This is a genomic window from Pantoea sp. CCBC3-3-1, assembly GCF_007981265.1.
Classification (GTDB): Bacteria; Pseudomonadota; Gammaproteobacteria; order Enterobacterales; family Enterobacteriaceae; genus Erwinia.
Window position 1 is genome coordinate 2236741 of the sequence record NZ_CP034363.1, and the last position, 21071, is coordinate 2257811.

Genomic DNA, 21071 nt, shown 5'->3' on the forward strand with positions numbered 1-21071 from the left:
TGTCGCCACCTGCCGGCTTTGTTAAAGATGTGATAATAAAAAAATCACCCTACAGGACATCTTTAATGCAAATTTCCTCAGCCCGTTTCACCCCTTTAACATGCCCTTCGCGACGTCCGGCAAACCTGAAGGGGAAAACCGAATGACGCTGCGTGTGGGCAGTCACCCGGACAACCTTTCCCTGTTTATTTTGCGCCACCGGGGCGAGCTGGAGACGCAGGCGGTAAGCCACGGCTGGCAGGTGGAATGGATGGATTATCAGCATGGCGCCGACAGCGCGGCTTATCTTGCCAGCCATCAGCTCGACATTGTGGGTACGGGAACGACATCGCCGCTCTATGCTCAGGCAAAGGGGCTGGACGTCGCTTACCTGGGAGCCTCTCCCGTGAGTAATGCTAACTGTGCGCTGCTGGTGATGAAGGAGAGTCATTTACAGGTTCCGCAGCAGATCAAAGGCACGCGTATCGCCTGCATCCGGGGATCGGTTACCGATCGTTTTTTAGCGCAGCAGCTGCTGCAAAATGGCCTGACGCTGAAAGATATCACCCTGGTCGATTTGAGCGGCAGCGAGTCGCCGCGAGCCTTAAGGGAAGGGCGCGTGGATCTCTGGGCGGCAATCGATCCCTGGCTGAGCGCGGCTCGTGATGCAAAGATGGTACGTATGCTGGGGCAGGTTGATGAGTTTATTGCCAACCGCACGCTGTTCTGGTGCCGGAAATCCTGGCGTGAGCGCTATCCGCGGCAGGCCAGGCTGGCTTTATCGGTGCTGGCAGAGAACGACCGCTGGATCGCCACACATCCGCTCCAGGCGGCGGAACTCATTCACCAGCATCTGGCTGGAAGTATTAGCGTGGAGAGCTGGTTTACCGCGCTTCGTCGGCGTTCATGGGGGATCCTGCCGGTCTCAACGGAGCTGCTCGCTGAACAGCAACGGCAGGCGGACGATCTTGTTGCCGCTGGTTTTCTCAACAACAGCCTGATTATTAATAGCGCCCGGCAGGGACTTCAGGCATAAACGGGGTGCAGCGGCCTGGGGAACGAAAGCCCACGCGGATCGGTGTGGCCAGGCAAAAGGAGCGTTGGTTTTGGTTTGACTTTTGCCTGGCCGAAAAGCCACGTCGAAGGTTCGCTTTTCGGCCCGGATTGCTATTAGCCGCCTGTCCGTGTTATTCAAACGGCTCCCCCAGCGTCAGCATCAGCCGGTTCGCCCAGGCGAAAAAGGCGCTGGACTGCACCAGATCCAGCAGTTGCAGTTCATCCAGCCCGATTTCGCGTAGCGCATCAAGCTGGCGGGGCGAAGCGTTGGGCGGCGTTGTCGAAAGGGCCGCTGAAAAGGCGATAATTTTTTGCCAGCGATCGGACTGGCCCGTCTCCAGCGCCTGACCCGGCGGCGTGGCAATCAGCCGCGCCACATCATCCGTCTGTTTAGACAGCTGGCTGGCTTTGCGGGCATGCACGGAAGCACAATAGATGCAGCCATTGACCTTGCTGGCCACTGCGGCTGCCAGCTCGCGTTCGGCACGCGGCAGGCCTCCTGAAGTATAAAAGATGCCTTTGTCGGTCAGGGTCCGCTGTTCCAGCAGCGGCAGATTACGGGCCAGCAGGCGAAAATAGTCAGAATCCGCGTGGCCAAATTTTGCCAGCGTTGCCTGCTCCAGCGCGTTAAATTCGTCCAGAGGTTTAGCCGCCAGCCAGGGTTCCCAGTGCAGTTCCCGTTGCGTAAAAGCCTGGGGGGCAGGTTGACCGGTTGCGGTTCGGGGTTCGCTGCGCCAGACGGCTGCCACTGCATCATGACTGCCGCGCGGCACGCTATGGCCCGCCAGCAACCGCAGTCCGGTGAGCAGGCGGCTTTGGAAACTGACAAAGGCGACCAGCTGTGACAGTGTCACAATGTCCTGCACCGACCAGCCCGCTTCCCGCAATGCGTGCAGATCGCCCTGCGTCGCTGCGGCAGGTGTGAAAGTCAACGTTTCTGCGTGAGCGAGTGCCGCCTGCAAGCCTGCGCCTTCGGCGGGTTGGGATGGCAGGCTGGCGTAATAATTAGCCAGCTGCGGCGCCTGATGCCACAGCGCAACCTGCCTGGCGAGCGCCGCGCGCCAGCTGAGGGGAAAACTTTTGCTGGCAGATGAAAACAAAATCTCATGACTGCCCTGGGTATGTTCAGTCGCCGCACCGCGCAGGGCGCGAGCCTCGGCGAGCGCGCTGGCGGATTTAATTTCAGCCAGTTCATCAAGCAGATCTTTTGTCCGGGTCATGATGCTTCTCCAACGGTAAGGGGATCGGTGGGCGAACGCCAGCCAAAGGCGGGCGCGACGGCGCTCGCCAGTAGCTCAATGGAACGCAAAATATAGTGATGAGGCGGATCGATTGAGTGCACCTGGAAGGAAATGTCCGTTGCACGCACTAAAACCGAGTCCTGACGCAGTGAGGCAATAACCTGACGAGGCGATCCCAGATGAACATCAAAGGCGGCGATATAGTCATCCAGCGTGGAGCCTTCAATCGGATGTCCGGCGGCACGATGATGGGCGGCCTGCTGCGACAAACCCGGTACTGCCAGCGCCCGGGCCTCTGCGCCATCGTCAGCGACAAAGGCGGTGCGCGAAGCCAAAATACGCGGCTCTACGCCTGCCGGTAGCGCAGCCAGATAGGCATCAATCATCGGATTCTGGATGTCATCCAGCGGCAGTAAGGGTTGTACCTGTGGGCGCGGCTGCGTGCGGGAGAGCATCAGCCCATGGCCAGCGGCACCGATGCGGGCCGCACCCTGTACGGAAAACGTGGCCTGCCAAACCCGATCGAGCAGCTGTGGCGCGGCTGGATAAAGACGGTTATCCGCATGGCCGAGGGTTTCGCCACGCCATGCCGAGAGCAGGGTTTCCAGCTGAGTGGCAAACGCGTCGCCGCGGGTTTCCAGCGTTAAATCAAACGGCAAAAACGAGGTCGCCGTACCGCCCGAGCCAAAACCGAGTTCAATACGGTGATCGGCCAGCAAATCCAGTACCGCCGCGTCTTCCGCGACCCTGATTGCATTCTCCATGGGCAGCGTAATGATGGCGGTACCGAGGCGAATGCGCGACGTCTGCGCCGCAACGCTGGCCAGAAACAGCAGCGGCGAAGGTAAACCCCCTTCCTGTTCATGAAAATGGTGCTGGGCAATCCAGGCGCTGTCGAATCCCCATTTTTCCGCGTGCAGAATTTGTGCCGTCGCCAGACGGTAACGCTCGCGGGGCGAAGTTTTATCCAGCAGACGCGTAAAAAAGCCAAGTCTTTTCATACGGTTTCCCTCTCATGCCTGAAAGTTGGAATAGCGGCGAGCAGCGTGCGGGTATAGTCGCTGGTGGGCCGGTTAAAGACGTTTTCCGTTGGGCCGTGATCCACCAGTTTTCCGGCGCGCAGCACCGACACGCTGTGTGCCAGCTGGCGAACCGTGGCTAAATCGTGTGAGATAAACAGATAGGTCAGGCCCATTTCCTGCTGTAGCTGCCGCAGCAGACTGATAATTTGCGCCTGGACGGTGACGTCGAGAGCGGAAGTGGCTTCATCCAGTACCAAAATTTTAGGGCGAAGCACCAGCGCCCGCGCAATGGCAACGCGCTGCCGCTGTCCGCCAGACAATTCTCGCGGCTTGCGGCTTAACAGTTCAACGGGCAGGGCAACGCGGTGGGCGATCTCTTCCACGCGCTCGCGCCGCTGGTCTTTACTGAGCGATAAAAAATTGAGCAGAGGTTCTTCAATAATGCGGTACAGCGTTTGCAGCGGATCCAGCGAGGCAAAAGGATTTTGCCAGACCAGCTGGATTTTCTGCCGCAGCTGGCGCAACGCCTCAGGCCTCAGCCCCGCCAGCGGAATGCCATCCAGCGTGATGGTGCCGCTTTCCGCCTGCGTAAATCCGGAGAGGATGCGGGCGAGCGTGGTTTTGCCGGAACCGGATTCCCCAACCAGCGCATGCGTGCTGCCGCTTGCTACGCTGAAGGAGACGTTATCCAGCGCCTGAAAGCGGCCTGCGCGTCCGGCAGAAAAGCCTTTACTGATGCCGCCGATCTCAATCGCGGGCAGCGCCAGGCCGGGCGCTATGCTGGCCAGTTTGGGCGCGGCAAAGGCCGGCGCATCGGCGAACAGCTGGCGGGTCCAGGCATCTTCCGGCGAGTTCAGCACGCGGGAAGTTGGGCCTTGCTCAACAATTTTCCCTGCGCGAAAAACCACAATCCTGTCGGCGCGAGCGGCGGCCACGGCGAGATCGTGGGTGACAAACAGCACCGCCGTACCGTATTCGCGGCTTAAACCGGCGATTAAATCGAGAACGCGTTTCTGCACCGTTACATCCAGCGCGCTGGTCGGCTCATCGGCGATAATCAGCGCGGGCCGTAGCGCAATGGCAATGGCTATCAGCACGCGCTGTTTCATCCCGCCGGAAAGCTGATGTGGATACTGATCCGCCCTGAGTTCAGGGTAACTGAGGCCGACGCGGGTCAGCAGCTCAATCACTTTTTGCCGCTGCTGTTGACGTGAAAGGCGCAGGTGCAGATGCAGGATCTCCGCCACCTGGTCGCCGATAGTCATCACCGGATTGAGCGAACTGCCGGGATCCTGAGGAATCAAACTGATACGTGCGCCGCGCAGCGCGTTGAGCCTTTTCTGTGACCAGTCGCTGATGTCGCTGCCGTTGAGGATAATCTGGCCGCTTTCGCGTTCGCCGTTAGGTGCCAGCAGGCCGATAATGGCCTGAGCGACGGTGGTTTTACCAGAGCCGGACTCGCCCACCAGCGCGACAAATTCCCCGCGGTTAACGGCAAAGCTGACGTTGTGCACCACGCGTTTTTGCCCGCTGTCGCTGTGATAACGAATATTGACGTTTTGCAGTTGCAGAACCGCTGTGTTCATCGGCGTTCTCCTGAAAACTGGCGGCTGATGCGGTTAGCGGAAAGAACCACCAGCACCACAACCAGCCCGGGAAACGTGGTCAGCCACCAGGCGGTGGCAAGATAGTTGCGGCCTTCGGCGATCAGCAATCCCCATTCAGGCGTTGGCGGCGGCGTACCGTATCCAAGAAAGCTGAGGGTAGAAATTGCCAGAATCGCGTTACCGAACTGCAACGCCGAGAAGGCCACAACCGGCGTGAGCGAGTTGGGTAAAATATGCCGGATCAGCACCCTGAAAAAGGTTCCGCCGCTGCCATAGGCCGCCTCAACAAAATCCGCATGACGGACGCGCATCACTTCAGCGCGGGCGAGACGGGTGAAATTGGCGATGGAGGTGATGCCCACGGCGATGGCTGCATTGACCGTACCAAAGCCGAGCAGGATGATTACGCTCAGCGACAGCAGCAGGCCGGGGATCGAGAGCAAGACGTCCACCAGACGCATCAGAACCGTTTCCGTTTTGCCACCGACCGCGCCAGCCACCACACCCAGCAGCGTGCCGACCGTCAGGCCCAGCACGACCGCCACCAGCGCACCACTCAGGGAATGTGACGCCCCCCAGATAATGCGGGCAAAAAGATCGCGCCCCAGCTGATCGGTACCCAGCCAGTGGCCCGGCTGAGGCGCAAGGCGCTGTGCGCCAGCGACGCCTTCGGTGCCGCTCCAGTCGGTAAACCAGCCGGGTGCGATTGCCCAGGCGATTGTCACTACCATGACCAGCCAGGCAAGCAGCAGGCCGGGCTGCCAGCGCCGGCGCAGCAGCCAGCGTTTGCGGGCAGGCGTTCTGAGGGTTAAATCGACCAGGCTCATGATAAGACTCCCTGGGAATGGGTCAGACGAGGATCGAGCAGCGGCGTAACGGCATCCACCAGCAGGTTAACCAGCACAAACCCGCTGGCGGAGATCATCACGATAGCCTGAAGGACCGCCACATCCTGGTTGTTCACCGCCTGCTGCGTCAGCTGCCCAAGACCCGACAGGCCGAAGACGGTTTCGGTAATCAGCGCACCGGCAATCAGCTCGCCCAGCAACAGCGCGGCAATGGTTAGCGTTGGCAGCAGCGCATTGCGAGCGACGTGATGCAGCAGAACCCGTCTCTGACTGGCCCCTTTTGCCCGCGCGACGGCGACAAAAGGCTGCGTCTGCACGCTGTCGATACTGCGGATCAGGATCTGCGCCAGCGGCGCGGAAATCGGTATTGCCAGGGTGATAATGGGCAGGATCAAGCCGACCCAGACGCCAGGATTGATGACCGGGACCCAGCGCAGCTGAAAAGAGAAGATCTGAATCAGCGCAATCCCCAGCCAGAAGGTAGGCAGGGCGATAAACAGTGAAGGCAGCGACTGAAGCGCATTGCGCAACCCGCGCAGTCCGGTCAGGCTGGACGCGAAGGCCAGCAGCAGGGCGATCAGCAGCGCCAGCGCAAAACCAGGCAGCGCCAGACGCAGCGTGGCGGGAAAGTTTTCTGCAATCAGGCTGCTCACCGGCACGCCTGCCTGGACGGAATAGCCAAAGTCCCCCTGCAACATTGCCAGCAGCGTATGCAGATACTGCTGCCAGAAGGGCGTGGACGCGCCGTAAATCTGACGCATTTCCTCTATCTGCGCCGGGCTGAGGCCAAGATCCGGGTTCTGAAACTTAATCAGGATCGCATCGCCAGGCAGCACCTGTAACAGCACAAAAGAGACGGTAAAAGCGGCCCACAAAACCAGCAGCGCCTGCCCAAAGCGGTTAACCAGATAGCGCGTCACGGTTATCTCCTCTTAATGTTTTTCCAGCCAGACGCCGTAAAACGCCGGGCGACCCACCGCCTCAAAACGCAGCCCTTTCAGCCAGGGCGCGCTGGCAAAGACCTGCGGCTCTTCGAAAATGGGAATGTTATAGGCGTTAGCAATCAGGTAGCGCTGTGCGTCGCCGACCAGCGTCAGACGTTTCTGCGCGTCGGTTTCGGCAGAGATGGCGGTAAGGATCGCGTTCAGCTTCTCGTCCCGGAAGCTTTTTACCTTGCTGCTGGAGCCGCCCTTTTGCAGTAGCGCATCGCGGTTGTCGGGATAAAACATGCTTTTCACCACGTCAGGATCGGCGCGGCCGACTTCCGATACCGTCAGCGGCGTTTTTGAAGGGTCAAGATTATCCAGCGTGCGGCTTCCGGCATCGCCAGCGCGTACCTCAAGAGCGACACCGACCTGCTTCCACTGCTGCGCCACCAGCTGCAATACCTCTTTGTTCTGCGGCTGGGGTAAGGATTCATAGACGGTCAGCGCCAGCTTTACGCCCGCTTTCTGACGGATGCCGTCGCTGCCCGGCTGCCAGCCCGCTTCATCCAGCAGTTTTTTCGCCTGTTCCGGGTCGTACTTCAGCTGTGCGCTTAAGTCGACATAACCCGCCGCGCTTTTTGCCAGCACGGAGGTGGCCTGCGGATAGTTGGCGGAAAACAGCGTGGTGACAATCTGCTGGCTGTTGGTGGCATGCAGCAGCGCCTGGCGCACGTGCAGATCGGCTACCAACGGGTTATCCGGGCGGAAACTCAGGCTGTCATTCACGCCTCGCGTCGGGGGGGCGTAAATCGGGAACTGCTGATCGCTGGCCTGTTTTTCATCATAAGCCTGCACCTGGCGGATCAGATCGGACTGGCCCGCCAGCAGTGCACCGATGCGCACGCTGTCTTCTGGCGTCACGATGATTTTGATGGCATCCAGGTTTGCGCGACCCTGTTGCGGAGAATTTTTCGGCCCCCACTGATAATCCTTGCGGGCGACCAAATCCACTTCACGTCCCAGCTTTTCATCACTGACTACAAAGGGACCGGAACCGATGATATGTCGCGCATCGCCCAGCGCATCGAAATTTCTTGCCAGCGTACTCAGCGAGACCAGTCCCGAACCGATGGTGGCGGTGCCCTGTAAAAAACCGGGCGACGGTTTGCTGAAGTAGAATTTCACCGTCAGCGGATCGACAACCTCACTGCGGGCATAGTTATTAATCACTTCCGAAACCGGCAGGCGGTTTTGTTTGTTGCCCAGCCCGTAGGTATCAAAATTCTTCGCTACCGCGTTGGCATCCAGCGGCGTGCCGTCAGAGAAAGTGACGTTGGGACGCAGCTTAAAGGTGTACTCGGTTTTCTCCGCGTTGCTGGTCCAGCTCTCAGCTATCCAGGGTTCAACCTGCAAGGTTTGGGGATTCTGCCAGGTCAGTTTATCGGTGATCTGATTCAGGATGCCGCCGTTGGGATAAAACCCGCCGGCGGGGGGATAGAGATTGGTGTGCGCCTGCTGTTCCAGATAAATCAACGTCCCGCCCTGAACGGGACGATCGGCAGCGGCAGCCTGCCCGGCAAACAGCGTCAGCGAGGCACCGATCGCCACAGAATGAGAAAGCGCCCGCAGGCGAAAGGGAAACGGCATGGTCAGTCCTTTAGCGTCAATAAGTTATTGCTAATATCCAGCCGGGAAGCGATGGGGTGAACCGAGAAATTCAGCTAACAATAGCTGTCAGGTGAATAACTGACGCCGGTGATATTCTCCGCAGCATGCAGGGGAAGTAAGCCGCTGATTTTCAGATAAAGCGGTAGCAGCGGCCGCCGGGTTTATGCTTTACCATGAGGAAAACGAACCGGTTCAGGAGAGAGGCTGTGTCTGTAAACGTGAACGAATTTCAACAACCCGTCGGTGAAACGCTTGAGGCGTGGGAGCCACGCCCTTTGCCACAGCGCGTCACGCTGTTCGGGCGTTTTTGTCGGCTGGAACCGCTGAGCGCAGGCCATATTGCCGATTTGCTGGAGGCTTACGGCAACGCAGAGGATGGCAGAGACTGGACCTATATGTTTTCCGGTCCCTTTTCCCATGAGGATGAGTTCCGCCGCTATCTTTCTGACGCGGCGGCGAGCCGCGATCCGCTGCATTTTGCCGTTATTGACGCGCAGGGCGAACGGGCGGTGGGCACGGTAGCGCTGATGCGCATTGCACCACAACATGGCGTGATTGAAGTTGGCCATGTTGCTTTTTCGCCGCTGCTTCAGCGCACGCCAGCGGCAACCGAAACGCATTTTCTCCTGATGCAGTATGCTTTTGAACAGCTGGGCTACCGTCGTTACGAGTGGAAGTGCGACAGCCTGAATGCCCCTTCGCGTAAGGCGGCATTGCGTCTGGGCTTCCGCTATGAAGGGCTGTTTCGCCAGGCGATCGTTTATAAAGGCCGCACGCGTGATACCACGTGGTTTTCCATTATCGACAGCGAATGGCCCGCCGTCCGTCAGGGGTTTGTACGCTGGCTGGATGAACGCAATTTCGATCCGCAAGGTCAGCAGCGACACGGCCTGGCGGCGTTAAGAAATCAGTAAGCTGCGCTGCGGCATCGATCCCGCGCCGCCCGGACAGGTTAATCTTAAAAATCACCGAAACGAGCGGCCTGGGCGCGGGTTTATTAATTATTCATCACATTTGCGAACACGAAGTCATTAAATTTACTAACCTTTTACAGTCTGCATCAGGGCGGCTGGCGTTTCGGGTCGCCGTTTACGTTCATTTTGTATAAGGAGCCGGTGAATGACTTCTCAGGTGACATCCCGCCATTCTACTTTTGCCGTGGCCGTCTATTCGCTTTTACATCCTGTCCCGCTCGGTTTTTTTGTCGCCGGGTGGATTTTCGACATCATCTATATCTACAGCACGGAAGTGCTCTGGACACAAGGTGCCAGCTGGCTGATCGCCATCGGTCTGGTGATTGCCATCATTCCTCGTCTGATCAATCTGGTTCAGGTCTGGGTCGGCGCGGCTTATCCGCAAGGATCGGCGGTAAAGGTGCATTTCTGGAGTTATCTGGTCGCTATCGTGCTGGAAATTTTCAACGCCTTTATCCACAGCCGTGACGCTTTTGCCGTGGTGCCGACCGGCGTCATTCTCTCCACGCTGGCAGTCATTTTGATGCTGTTCGCCAACCTGCAACTCGCCGTGCGCGAACGCACCGCTTAAGGAGGCGTCATGATGAATAAAACAACGCTGTTCTCTCTGCTGGCCGTCTCGATTTCCCTGACCCTGAGCGGTTGCGACGACGGGGCAAAGATCGATCCCGCAAAACAAACTGGCGCAAATCCTGAGCTGCCGCCCGCGAAAAACTTTTTGATACCGCCGATGCAGGTGCCCGGCGGCACGCCGTGGAAAGAGGGTGAAAAACCGAAGGTGGCGGCAGGGCTGAAAATCGAAAAAGTGGCGGACGGCCTGAAAAGTCCTCGCCAGCTTTACACATTGCCAAACGGCGACGTGCTGGTGGTGGAAGCCAGCGGGCCAAAAGCGCCTGTCAGCCAGCCCAAACAGCTGATTACCAGCCTTGTTAAAAATGCGTCGGGCAAGGGGGGTAAAGGCGGAAACCGCATCACGCTGCTGCGTAACGCCAGCGGTGATGGCAAAACCTGGCAAAAATATCCGTTCCTGGAAAATCTTTCCTCGCCGTTTGGCGTACAGCTGATCGGTGACACGCTGTACGTGGCGAATGCCGACGCGCTGAGGAAATATCATTACCAAAGCGGCGCAACGACCATTACCGATCCGGGCACTGAGTTAACCGAGCTGCCTGGCGGCCCCATTAATCATCACTGGACCAAGTCGCTGCTCGCCAGCCCTGATGGCAGCAAACTCTATGTGGGCGTCGGCTCTAACAGCAACATTACGGAAAACGGGATTGGCGCGGAGTATCGCCGGGCTGACATTCTGGAGGTGGATGTGGCATCGGGCGCGAGCCGGATTTACGCCAGCGGCCTGCGTAATCCCACCGGTATGCAGTGGGAGCCGCAGACCGGCAAGCTGTGGGCCATTGTCAATGAACGTGATGAGATCGGTGCCGATCTGGTGCCGGATTATATGACGGCCGTGCAGGAAGGCGGTTTCTATGGCTGGCCCTACAGCTACTTTGGCCAGCATGTTGATGAGCGCGTTCGCCCGCAGCGGCCGGACCTGGTGAAAAAAGCGCTGAAGCCTGACTATGCCTTAAGCTCCCACGTGGCACCGCTGGGGCTGTGGTTCTACACCGGCACCAATTTACCGGCGGAATATCGCGGCGGTGCCTTTATCAGCGAGCACGGCAGCTGGAACCGTAAGCCGCTGAACGGCTATCAGGTAGTGTGGGTCGCCTTCCGTAACGGCAAGCCAGAAGGGCAGCCGAAACCGGTTGTCACCGGTTTCCTGACCGACGATCGGAAGGAAGTGCGCGGTCTGCCGGTTGGGCTGACCATGGACAAACAGGGCGGATTAATGATTGCCGATGACGCCGGAAACGTGGTCTGGCGCGTTACCGCGGCGGATAATCCCTAAATCGGCTTGCTGGCAGACTGTCGTCAATGACCTGTTCGTTCGGGTATTTTGAGGTCATTGAGATAGTGCAGGCACGAGGAACACAGGCCTTCCACAAAGACGCAAAAAGCGGCATCCCTGCCGGCTCCGTCCATGGCCCAGGACGCTTTGTTCCAGGCCAGCATTCCTCGTGCTTTGAGTTTGTCAGTAGTCTGCATTCCCGAGCATCCTTATTGAATTTTCCCGGGGGCTAAATTACTATCAGCCCCCTTTAAAACGGGCTCAGGCAGGCAATGAAACTCTCTGACAATTCTCAGCAACGCGCCAGCGACTCAGGGTCCACAGCGCGCCGGAAACGACGTGAAAAAATGCTGGATGCGGGCGATATTCGCCTGCTGATCCTGCACTTTATTGCGCAGGGCGCCGCGCATGGCTATGAGCTGATTAAATCGATTGAAGATCTCTCCAAAGGGGAATACTCGCCCAGCCCGGGTATCATTTATCCCAATCTGACGCTGCTTGAAGAGACGGACTGCGTCGAAGTGGCCGATCCGCAGGCTGCACGTAAAGCGTTTCGCCTCACCGCCGTTGGTCAGCGTCAGCTGGAAGACAACCAGCCCGCGCTGGCGGAGATCGTCAGCCGCCTGACCTCCATGGCGGTTCTGGTTAACAACCGCAGCATTCCTGCCATCGAAAACGCGATTTACAGCTTTAAGATGGCGTTAAACAATCGGTTATCCCAGCAGGCGCTCTCCGGGGAAACCCTGCATGCAATCGTTGATGCGCTGGAAGAAGCAGCGAACAAAATCAGGCGCAGCTAGCCATTGACGGATTTTTGTGCAGTTGCATAATAAAAAAACCTCTTAGCCTAATGTTACCGGTAACGATGCCGATATAGCCAACTTCTGCCTTATTAACAGGATGCCGCTATGTCTGTTTTCACTCGTATCAAAACGTCCTCATTTCTGCTGTGCAGCATTATTGCCTTTGGCGCGCTGCAATTTATCGCCGGGGTGCTGTTTCTCACCTCACTCAGTCACAATAAAGACAGTTTTGCGACCGCCTCTTCAGCGAATGACCAGGTGACCGCGCTAACCAATGCCTGGTACGAGTTAAACGCTGCCCGTGCAGACGTTAACCGCGTGCTGATCTGGCTACAACGGGAAGGGCCAACCAGCAGCGTGGTGGGCACTATGGTCGACCATGGCAAAGCGATGCTGGCGCAGGCCGACCGCGATTTCAAAGCCTACCAGTCCGGCCCGGTTGTCGCTGGGCTTGACCCGTCGCTGAACAGCAAGCTGGCGCAAAGCTACCAGGTCTATGCCGGTCAGCTTAACCAGCTGATGGCGATTGCGGATCGTCGCGATATGCCAGGCCTGTTCACCATCAACGTGGCGGCGAATCAGCAAATCATGCAGGGCGATTACGATCGCTGGCGCGCGGCAATTGGCCAGCTGGCTAAGGATGCCTCCGCCGACAGTAATCAGACTTTTGTACAAATGCTGTGGTTACTGGGTTCCATCATGCTGCTGGTGGTGATTTTTATCCTGATCTACTGGTCTGTGATCAAGCGCGTGCTGATCCAGCCGTTGAACCGCGCACTGGAACACATCAATGCCATTGAGCAGGGCGATCTGACCCAAACCATTGTTGCCGAGCGCGATGCCCGTAACGAGATGGCTCATCTGCTGTCCGGCCTGGCGGTAATGCAAAGCTCGCTGGTAAAAACCGTCAGCAACGTGCGTAACGGCGCGGATGTCATCCTGACCGGCGTGTCTGAAATCGCGATGGGCAATAACGACCTCTCGTCGCGTACCGAACAGCAGGCGGCTTCTCTGGAACAGACGGCGGCCAGCATGGAGCAGATTACCGCGACCGTGAAACAGAATGCGGATAACTCGCATCAGGCTGCACGACTGGCGCTTTCCGCTGCCGAAACGGCGGAAAAGGGCGGTAACATTGTTGATGGCGTGATTAAAAGCATTTTTGGCTTACAGGAAAGTTCGAAAAAAATCGCAGAAATCACCGGCGTGATCGAAAGTATCGCGTTCCAGACCAATATCCTGGCACTGAATGCCGCCGTTGAAGCGGCACGCGCCGGGGAAAATGGCCGTGGCTTCGCGGTAGTCGCGGGTGAAGTTCGCAATCTGGCACAGCGAAGTGCAGTGGCGGCGAAAGACATTAACGCGCTGATTGCCGAGTCTTCAACGCGTGTGGACAACGGCTCACGCCTTGCCGCACAGGCTGAAGAGTCAATGCAGGCGATCGTGGTTTCCGTGAAGCAGGTTCGCGACATCATGGATGAGATCTCTTCCGCGTCGGATGAGCAGAGCCACGGTATCAGTCAGGTTGGCCTGGCCGTTTCCGAGCTGGATCGCGTGACGCAGCAGAACGCGGCGCTGGTGGAAGAATCTTCTTCTGCCGCTGCCTCGCTGGAAGAGCAGGCAGGGCACCTGAACCAGGCGGTGGCCGTTTTCCGTCTCGCTTCGCGCCCGGTGAACGCCGCCACGCCGAAAAAAGCCGCGCCGCTAAAAGCACCCGTGCTGGCCGCTGCGGGTGGAACGGATAACTGGGAAGCCTTCTGATCCCGGTGACGCTGTCACTCTCTGAGCAAGCGCACTGAGTAAGGTTGCCACTGACCCGCAGAGAGCCTGCGGGTCAGTCTGCTTTACCGAATTATCGACGTGAGCTGCTCTTAACGCGCACCGCGTCGATAAACGCCGCAAAAGCGGTAGTATGCTGCTTACGGCTGGGATAATAGAGGTAATAACCGGGAAAAGGCGCGCACCAGTTTTCCAGCACTTTTTCCAGTCTCCCTGCGCTGACCAGTGCTTCAACGCTATCTTCCGGCACCATCGCCAGGCCAATCCCGGCGACGGCGGCATCGATGCGCGGCTGAAGGTTATTAAACGTCAGTTGTCCTTCCACCCGCACCCGCATCTCACGCTGATCCTGCTGAAATTCCCAGGCATAGAGGCCACCCATCGTAGGCAGGCGCATATTCACGCAGTTATGCTGCTGAAGATCCTGCGGCGTTTCCGGCCGACCGTGGCGGGCGAAATAGTCGGGCGAGCCTACCACAACCATGCGCCAGTCAGGCCCGATGCGCACGGCGATCATATCTTTCGCCACCTGTTCGCCCAGCCGAACGCCTGCATCAAAGCGGCCACTGACAATATCGGTCAGTACGTTGTCAGAGACAACTTCAATGTTCACTTCAGGAAACGCCTTCGTGAACGTTTCCATCGCCGGCCACAGCGTTGAACGCAGCGCATGCTCGCCCGCGCTGATACGAATATTGCCTGCCGGCCGGTCACGCAGCTCACGCAGCGCAATCAGTTCGTTTTCAATTTCTTCCAGTCGGGGACCAATTGTCTTAATCAGGTGTTCACCCGCTTCGGTTGGGGCAACGCTGCGGGTGGTACGGGTGAGCAAACGCAGCTCAAGACGCTCTTCCAGCCCGCGAATGGCATGGCTCAGCGCCGATTGCGATACGCCCAGTTTCGCTGCCGCTTTGGTAAAGCTCTTTTCACGGGCGATAACCATCAGCGAAATCAGATCGTTGAAATTGTCTTTAAGCATGGAGGAGTTCAGGTGTTGTCGGTCAGATAAAAGCAGTGTAGCGATTATGCGGCAGGAGAAAAGCAAAAAGACCGGGACGCCACTGGCGAACCGGCCTGGCAGGTGAAGGGACTATTGCGGGTATTGTTCGGCGGAGACGTGCTCCAGCCAGTCAACCACTTTACCCTGTTCAGCTTCTGCTATTGCGATGTGAGTCATCGATGTTGTTGCGGATGCGCCGTGCCAGTGCTTCACGCCCGGGCGGATCCAGACGATATCGCCCTGGTTTATGCTGCGTGCTGCGTCCCCCCATTCCTGAACCCACCCCTGACCTTCGGTGACGATCAGCGTTTGCCCCAGAGGATGCGTGTGCCAGGCAGTACGCGCGCCTGCGGGAAAGCTGACGGTGGCTCCGCTCACGCGGGCAGGTTCGGTCGTGTTAAAGGGCGCGGTGATTGTCACTTTGCCGGTGAAATACTCCGCCGGGCCTTCTGCGGCCGGTTTGGCATCCTTAACAAAAATATCGATCATGATTGTTCCTCAGTGGTTATCATCAGCTTTTGCATGCCTTAATGATATGTCATTAATAAGCGCTGACTATGAGTATGATCCACTTGATGTTATTAGCCTGATTCATTAATAAGGTGCATCCGCCTTAAATTACGGCATTAGGACATTTCTTATTCAAACTGGCGTTTAATTACCCTCGGGAAGGCAAATTATGGCGATATTGCCTTCTGCCTTTTTATTACAGCCCATACAGATGTTTCTTAATTATCCTTTTACCACAGCTTTCTTATGGTGGGCGCCGCGGCTGTGCAAGCCGCCTGGGAGGGAGGCTGACCTCCGGCGTCCTGCTCAAACATAAAGAATTCTTCTTCTTTATTCGCTGATTTTGAGTGGGATATCGTAAATGGACAGGATAATTAAGGGGGAAATTCTGTGGCTTTTAACGTTTTTTTTACCCAAACTCCGCTTTCTGTTGGACTCATAATCAGGGGGTTACTGCGTACGCAGCCGTTGAAAAGAGAGCGTGGGCAGAGGCTGAAGCCGTACCACCCTTGACCTGAGGGCGTTAGGCAGAATATCACCCGCAGTGGATGTAATAAGATATTACTTTTGGTTACGAGGTTTTTTCGGGCTTGAGTCCAGCGAAAAACGAAAACCGGCCACAAAGAGCGGGTAACATTTAACTTATTTTTAACTTGACGGCGGGGGGACCGAAATTTTCCCTTTGGGGAATTAAATGCCACTTTTAATATTAAGACAATGCCCGTATTTACTTGTCAGGCCTTCTGTGGTGGAGTACACGGGCGTCATGGAATGAAGACCAGGGCAAAATTGAATTCTAATAATATTACTCAGTACAGTTAGCATTACTTTCTATGAGGTGGCGGTATGAGAATCGGCGTATCTAACGATAACTACCCGGAGAAAAGAACAATAATAGTTGATTCAGGCATGGAATATATTAACTTCAAAAATAAGAATCTCTATTCTTATATCAACCTTGTTAATATGAAATTCTTCCGCCAGAGCAAAATTTTTCTTTTCAAACCGGTGATCAGCTCGCCGAAGCGGGACGTGGATGTTTTTCACGTTTTCAACGAGATAGCAATAACAGATCGCAAGTGGGTCGCGACATTCGAGACCGAATTACCGCGTATTCTTCCGCCTAAAAGCGGCAATAAAGATGAGAACCGCGCGAAGCTACAGCGTCTTTCTTCCGCCCTTACTGCCAATAATTGTTTAGCGCTGATTGCGCTCTCTGGCGCGGCCTACAAAATGGAAATGAAGCTGTTCCGTGACAGTCCGGAACTGTCGCAGACGATTCGCGATAAAATGGTGGTGATGCATCCACCGCAGAAGCTCTATACGCCGGTTCGTGCGTCGCGTAAAAGCGCAACGCCGATTCATTTTGTATTTATCGGCAAAGATTTCTACCGCAAAGGCGGGGGAGAGATCGTGCGGGCGTTCGACGAACTGCTGGCGGAAAACAAAATTCAGGCCAGCCAGGTTAAAGTGACGCTGATTGGGGATTTAAAAAAGACGGGTAACTACGCGCTGGGTAAGTATCAGGACGAGCCGACCTTTGCCAGCGAGACGGAAGCGATGATTGCCCGTCATGGCGACATATACGAGCACGTCCCCTCCATGCCTAACGATCGGGTGATGACGCTGCTGCAAAAAGCAGATGTGGGTCTGCTACCCACCTGGGCTGAAACCTACGGCTTCTCGGTGCTTGAAATGCAGTCCTGCGGCTGTCCGGTTATCACCACTAACGTGCGTGCACTGCCGGAGATCAATCCGATCGAAGCGGGCTGGCAGGTCACTCACGAGCTGAACGATGATTGCGACTACAGCGTCTCTTCCGCGCAGGAACGCGACCGGTTACGCAGAAAAACCATCGATCAGTTAAAGGTGATTATCACAGACATTGTTGAAAAGCCGGAGCTGATCACTCAGAAGGCTAATGCCGCTATCGCCCGTATTCGTGACGAACACGATATGGAAGCTTACCAGATCAAACTGCGCTCGCTGTATAACCAAAAATAGCACCACCTGCGCCCGTCCGTGGCCGTTGCAGTCCCACCCGGGCTGCCCCTGTTCCCGTACGCGGCGTTTCACGCCTGGCGTGTTCCGTGTTTCAAGTTTGAGCCGGTGCTGATTTCAGCGCCGGGCTTGCTGTTTTACCTCTGCCGTCCTCTTTTTTAGCGGTTTATCACCGTCTCTCCTGAAAAATCATACCAATACGAAATCTTCACCTAAAATACATAAATTAAATACAGTTTTCATTCAATGTTATTTTAGTTAAATTTGTGTTGTTGAAATGTAATTTAAATGACAGATCACTCCTGAGATTAACCGAGAGACGAAAATGATAAAACTAACCGGTATTGTGTTAGCGATCGTGGGTATCGCAATGCTTTACATGGGCGGCAAGCTATTGCTGCTGGGTGGCACGCCTTTTTATGCCATTATTGCCATCGGCCTGCTAATTACCGCCGTCGCGCTGTTTTACAAAAAGAAATTTGCTCTGACAATTTATGCGGTACTGATGTGGATTGTTGTGGCCTGGACCGTATTCGAAGTCGGCTTCGATAAATGGCAGTGGATCCCCCGTGGCGATCTGATCGGCCTGTTCGGCGTGTGGCTCGCGCTGCCATGGATTGTGCGTCCGCTATCGCGCGTCAGTAATCCTGCTAAACCCGCCAGTTTTCATCCCTTCCTTGGCTCCACCGTGATTATTATCATTGCTGTGGTTATCGGCCTGATGTTTTACGATCCCTATCCCAAAGAGGGCACGCTAACCAGTCAACGTAACCCGATTGCCGACAGCCTGCCGGGCAATGACTGGACGGCCTACGGCGGAACACCTGACGGCCTGCGTTTCTCAAAGCTCAATCAAATAACCAAAGACAACGTCAATAATTTGCAGCTTGCCTGGACATATCATACCGGCGACGTGCGTGACAGTAATAAAGATGCAACGGAATATACCTTTGAAGCGACGCCGCTGAAGGTGAATGACACCGTCTATTTCTGCACGCCGCATAATGAAGTGCATGCCCTGAATCCTGAATCCGGCGCGCTGAAGTGGAAATATCAGCCGACCAAAGATCGCTCTTATTTGCAGCAGCATCAAACCTGTCGCGGCGTGAGTTATTATCAGGAAAGCCAGGCGACAGCGTCCAATACCGCGACTGCTCCGGCGCTCTGCCGTAAACGTATTTTCAATGCCACAACCGATGCGAAATTAATCGCACTGGATGCAGACAGCGGCAAACTCTGCGCCGGTTTCGGTAATAACGGCACCGTCGATTTACGGGCTAATATGGGCAATATTCGTCCTCACGCCCTGATGCAAACCTCTGCGCCGCTGGTGGCTGGCAATCTGGTTATTGTTGGTGGCTCGGTAATGGATAACGGTTATAACAGCGGAAATCCATCCGGGGTCATCCGCGCTTATGACGTTAACAGCGGTAGCCTGGTGTGGAATTTCGACCCGGCTAATCCTGACAATACGCAGCCGCTGCCTGCCGGACAACGTTATCCGCAGGACACGCCTGTCGCCTGGGCGACGCTGAGTGCGGATGTGAAAAACGGTCTGGTCTATGTGCCGTTTGGCAACGCCTCGCCGGATGAGCTGGGCGGCAAACGCGATCCAAACAGCAATACCGAAAAGTTCCGCGACACGCTGGTGGCGCTGGATCTGAAAACCGGCGCGTTTAAATGGCGCTTCCAGTCTTCTAAACATGACTTGTGGGACCGTGATAATCCGTCCCAGCCGTCGCTGCTGGATATTGATTATCAGGGCAGTAAACAGCCGGTGGTGATCCTGCCGACTAAAACCGGCAATCTGTTCGTGCTGAATCGCCTGACCGGCCAGCCGGTTTATCCGATCAATCAGGTTGACGTTTCTACCCAGGGCGGCGTAGCGGGTGAGAAATTCTCGCCAACCCAGCCGGTTTCTGCACTGAACTTTATTCCCGATCCGATTGATGAGAAATCGATGTGGGGACTGACGCCGTTTGACCAGATGGCCTGTCGGATCGATTACAAATCCCTGCGCTATGACGGCAATCCGTGGACGCCTGCCACCGAAGCGGGCTCTATCGTTTTCCCGGGGAATATCGGCGTCTTTAACTGGGGTTCCGTGGCCATCGATCCGGAACGGCAAATCCTGGTGGCATCGCCGGTTCGTCTGGCCTACAAGTACAACCTGATTAAGCGTACGCCAGAGACCGAAAACAAGCGTCTGTTCACCAAAGACGGCACGCCGTACTGGAATGAGAACTTTGAAGGGGATTACGCCATCCATATCCAGCAGTTCGCCTCCAGCCTGGGCATTCCCTGCATCGCTCCACCCTGGGGCCGTCTGGTTGGCGTGGATCTTACCACCGGTAAAACGGGCTGGCTGCGACGCGTTGGCACGACTAAAAACCTGAAAACCACCTTCCTGCCGGGCCGCTTCCCCATCGGTTTCCCAATGGGAATGGTGGCGCACGGTGGCCCGCTGACCACCGCGGGCGATCTGGTATTCCATGGCGCTACGGCAGATAACTTCTTCCGGGCCTATGACATCAATACCGGTAAGCTGCTGTGGCAAACCGAACTGCCGGCAGGCGGACAGGCGACCCCGGCAACCTATATGGGCGCGGATAATAAGCAGTATGTGATTATCGCTGCGGGTGGCCACGGTTCTCTTGGCACCAAAGAAGGCGATGCGGTGATGGCGTTCCGTTTGCGTTAAGATTTATCGGTCTTACCCCGTCTTCCAGCAGGAAGACGGGTTTCCCCCCTCAAACAGCCCGCTTTGCCGCCTTATTCACGCGGGCATGATGATTTTCCTGAAAAGTTTTTTAAAGTTCTGACAAAGGTCGCCGATAAAGAATGCAGACGGTGACGGGCAGCCTGGCGCCGTACAGACCCAAGTTACTTTTTGAAGGAAAATATTATGTCCGTTATTAACACTAACATTATGTCTTTGACCACTCAGAACAACCTGAACAAATCCCAGGCTTCTCTGAGCACCGCCATTGAGCGTCTTTCCTCTGGCCTGCGCATCAACAGCGCAAAAGATGACGCCGCGGGCGAAGCTATCGCTAACCGCATGAACTCTCAGATCAAAGGTCTGACCCAGGCTGCACGTAACGCTAACGACGGTATCTCTCTGACTCAGACAGCTGAAGGCTCTCTGAACGAAATGAACACCAACTTACAGCGTATCCGTGAACTGACCGTTCAGGCGAAAAACGGCACCAACAGCGCTGACGATATCGACTCAATCCAGAAAGAAGTTGATGCACGTCTGTCTGAAATTAACCGTATCGGTAAAGCAAGTACCTTTAACGGCACGGCGATCTTTGATACCACCGGCAGCGTAAACATTCAGGTTGGCGCTAACGACTCTACCGACGCTAACGTGATCAGCATCTCTCTGTCAGGCGCAGGCTTCCAGACCACTGGTCTGGGCGCGACTTTCGACGTGACCGGTGGCGACCTGTCTGACCTCGACGCGCGTATCAAAAACGTGGATACCGCACGTTCAGGTCTGGGTGCGATTCAGAACCGTTTTGAATCTACCATCAACAACCTGAACACCACGTCGACTAACCTGACCGCGTCTCAGTCACGTATTCAGGATGCTGACTACGCAACGGAAGTGTCTAACATGTCCAAAGCGCAGATCCTTCAGCAGGCCGGTACCTCCGTGCTGTCAAAAGCCAACCAGGTTCCACAGGGCGTGCTGTCTCTGCTGCAGTAAGTCTTTCTGGTTTACCGCAGAACGCAAAAACCCGGC

The 21071-nt window shown here is 56.2% G+C and carries 17 protein-coding genes; 9 read left to right on the forward strand and 8 right to left on the reverse strand.

Features of this window, described 5'->3' with window-relative positions; translation table 11 throughout:
* Positions 1 to 142 precede the first annotated feature (142 nt).
* Entirely contained in the window at positions 143 to 1015 is an 873-nt protein-coding gene (locus EHV07_RS10500) for an ABC transporter substrate-binding protein (RefSeq protein WP_147197662.1), read from the forward strand.
* Positions 1016 to 1166: 151 nt separating this feature from the next.
* Here the strand turns inward: EHV07_RS10500 and EHV07_RS10505 are convergent, their stop codons facing one another.
* Genes EHV07_RS10505 through EHV07_RS10530 form a run of 6 tightly spaced genes read right to left on the reverse strand, consistent with a single transcriptional unit; the run spans position 1167 to position 8326 of the window.
* The gene (locus EHV07_RS10505; protein WP_147197665.1) at positions 1167 to 2255 is read right to left on the reverse strand and encodes an alkylhydroperoxidase domain protein; all 1089 of its coding nucleotides are present in this window, start codon (positions 2253 to 2255) and stop codon (positions 1167 to 1169) included.
* Entirely contained in the window at positions 2252 to 3277 is a 1026-nt protein-coding gene (locus EHV07_RS10510) for a putative FMN-dependent luciferase-like monooxygenase (RefSeq protein WP_147197667.1), read from the reverse strand. Before EHV07_RS10510 ends, EHV07_RS10505 begins: the two co-directional genes overlap by 4 nt.
* A complete protein-coding gene (locus tag EHV07_RS10515) occupies positions 3274 to 4884 on the reverse strand; it encodes an ABC transporter ATP-binding protein (protein WP_147197669.1) in 1611 nt (536 codons plus the stop codon). Before EHV07_RS10515 ends, EHV07_RS10510 begins: the two co-directional genes overlap by 4 nt.
* The gene (locus tag EHV07_RS10520) at positions 4881 to 5732 is read right to left on the reverse strand and encodes an ABC transporter permease (RefSeq protein ID WP_147197672.1); all 852 of its coding nucleotides are present in this window, start codon (positions 5730 to 5732) and stop codon (positions 4881 to 4883) included. Before EHV07_RS10520 ends, EHV07_RS10515 begins: the two co-directional genes overlap by 4 nt.
* Positions 5729 to 6673 carry an ABC transporter permease gene (locus tag EHV07_RS10525; protein ID WP_147197674.1) on the reverse strand — a complete coding sequence of 315 codons (945 nt, stop codon included), beginning with the start codon at positions 6671 to 6673 and terminating at the stop codon, positions 5729 to 5731. Before EHV07_RS10525 ends, EHV07_RS10520 begins: the two co-directional genes overlap by 4 nt.
* A gap of 12 nt (positions 6674 to 6685) precedes the next feature.
* Complete coding sequence (locus EHV07_RS10530) at positions 6686 to 8326, reverse strand: TIGR04028 family ABC transporter substrate-binding protein (protein ID WP_147197676.1); 1641 nt, start codon at positions 8324 to 8326, stop codon at positions 6686 to 6688.
* A gap of 227 nt (positions 8327 to 8553) precedes the next feature.
* Between EHV07_RS10530 and EHV07_RS10535 the strand changes: the two genes are divergently transcribed.
* The 5 genes from EHV07_RS10535 (at position 8554) to EHV07_RS10555 (ending at position 13791) form a co-directional block, all read left to right on the forward strand.
* A complete protein-coding gene (locus tag EHV07_RS10535; protein WP_217363426.1) occupies positions 8554 to 9261 on the forward strand; it encodes a GNAT family N-acetyltransferase in 708 nt (235 codons plus the stop codon).
* Between the two features lie 205 nt (positions 9262 to 9466).
* Positions 9467 to 9892, forward strand: coding sequence for a DUF2231 domain-containing protein (locus EHV07_RS10540; RefSeq protein ID WP_147197679.1), 426 nt, complete (start codon positions 9467 to 9469; stop codon positions 9890 to 9892).
* Between the two features lie 12 nt (positions 9893 to 9904).
* Positions 9905 to 11227: a sorbosone dehydrogenase family protein gene (locus EHV07_RS10545; RefSeq protein ID WP_168199676.1), complete on the forward strand. Its 1323-nt coding sequence runs from the start codon at positions 9905 to 9907 to the stop codon at positions 11225 to 11227.
* A 272-nt stretch (positions 11228 to 11499) separates the two neighbouring features.
* Positions 11500 to 12027 (forward strand): PadR family transcriptional regulator, encoded by a 528-nt coding sequence (locus tag EHV07_RS10550; protein ID WP_147197683.1) that lies wholly within the window; start codon positions 11500 to 11502, stop codon positions 12025 to 12027.
* 108 nt (positions 12028 to 12135) lie between these two features.
* On the forward strand, positions 12136 to 13791 hold the full coding sequence (locus tag EHV07_RS10555) for a methyl-accepting chemotaxis protein (RefSeq protein WP_147197684.1): 1656 nt from the start codon (positions 12136 to 12138) through the stop codon (positions 13789 to 13791).
* A 91-nt stretch (positions 13792 to 13882) separates the two neighbouring features.
* Here EHV07_RS10555 and EHV07_RS10560 read toward each other — a convergent pair whose 3' ends face one another.
* Positions 13883 to 14788, reverse strand: a complete 906-nt coding sequence (locus EHV07_RS10560) for a LysR family transcriptional regulator (RefSeq protein WP_147197686.1) — start codon at positions 14786 to 14788, stop codon at positions 13883 to 13885.
* A gap of 111 nt (positions 14789 to 14899) precedes the next feature.
* Positions 14900 to 15298 (reverse strand): cupin domain-containing protein, encoded by a 399-nt coding sequence (locus EHV07_RS10565; protein ID WP_147197687.1) that lies wholly within the window; start codon positions 15296 to 15298, stop codon positions 14900 to 14902.
* A gap of 867 nt (positions 15299 to 16165) precedes the next feature.
* On the opposite strand from EHV07_RS10565, the gene EHV07_RS10570 reads away from it, so the two are divergent.
* From EHV07_RS10570 to EHV07_RS10580, 3 genes are all read left to right on the forward strand, one after another.
* Positions 16166 to 17323 carry a glycosyltransferase family 4 protein gene (locus EHV07_RS10570; RefSeq protein ID WP_217363427.1) on the forward strand — a complete coding sequence of 386 codons (1158 nt, stop codon included), beginning with the start codon at positions 16166 to 16168 and terminating at the stop codon, positions 17321 to 17323.
* A gap of 322 nt (positions 17324 to 17645) precedes the next feature.
* Positions 17646 to 20021 (forward strand): membrane-bound PQQ-dependent dehydrogenase, glucose/quinate/shikimate family, encoded by a 2376-nt coding sequence (locus EHV07_RS10575; RefSeq protein ID WP_147197689.1) that lies wholly within the window; start codon positions 17646 to 17648, stop codon positions 20019 to 20021.
* A gap of 204 nt (positions 20022 to 20225) precedes the next feature.
* Complete coding sequence (locus EHV07_RS10580) at positions 20226 to 21035, forward strand: flagellin (protein ID WP_147197691.1); 810 nt, start codon at positions 20226 to 20228, stop codon at positions 21033 to 21035.
* Positions 21036 to 21071 lie beyond the last annotated feature (36 nt).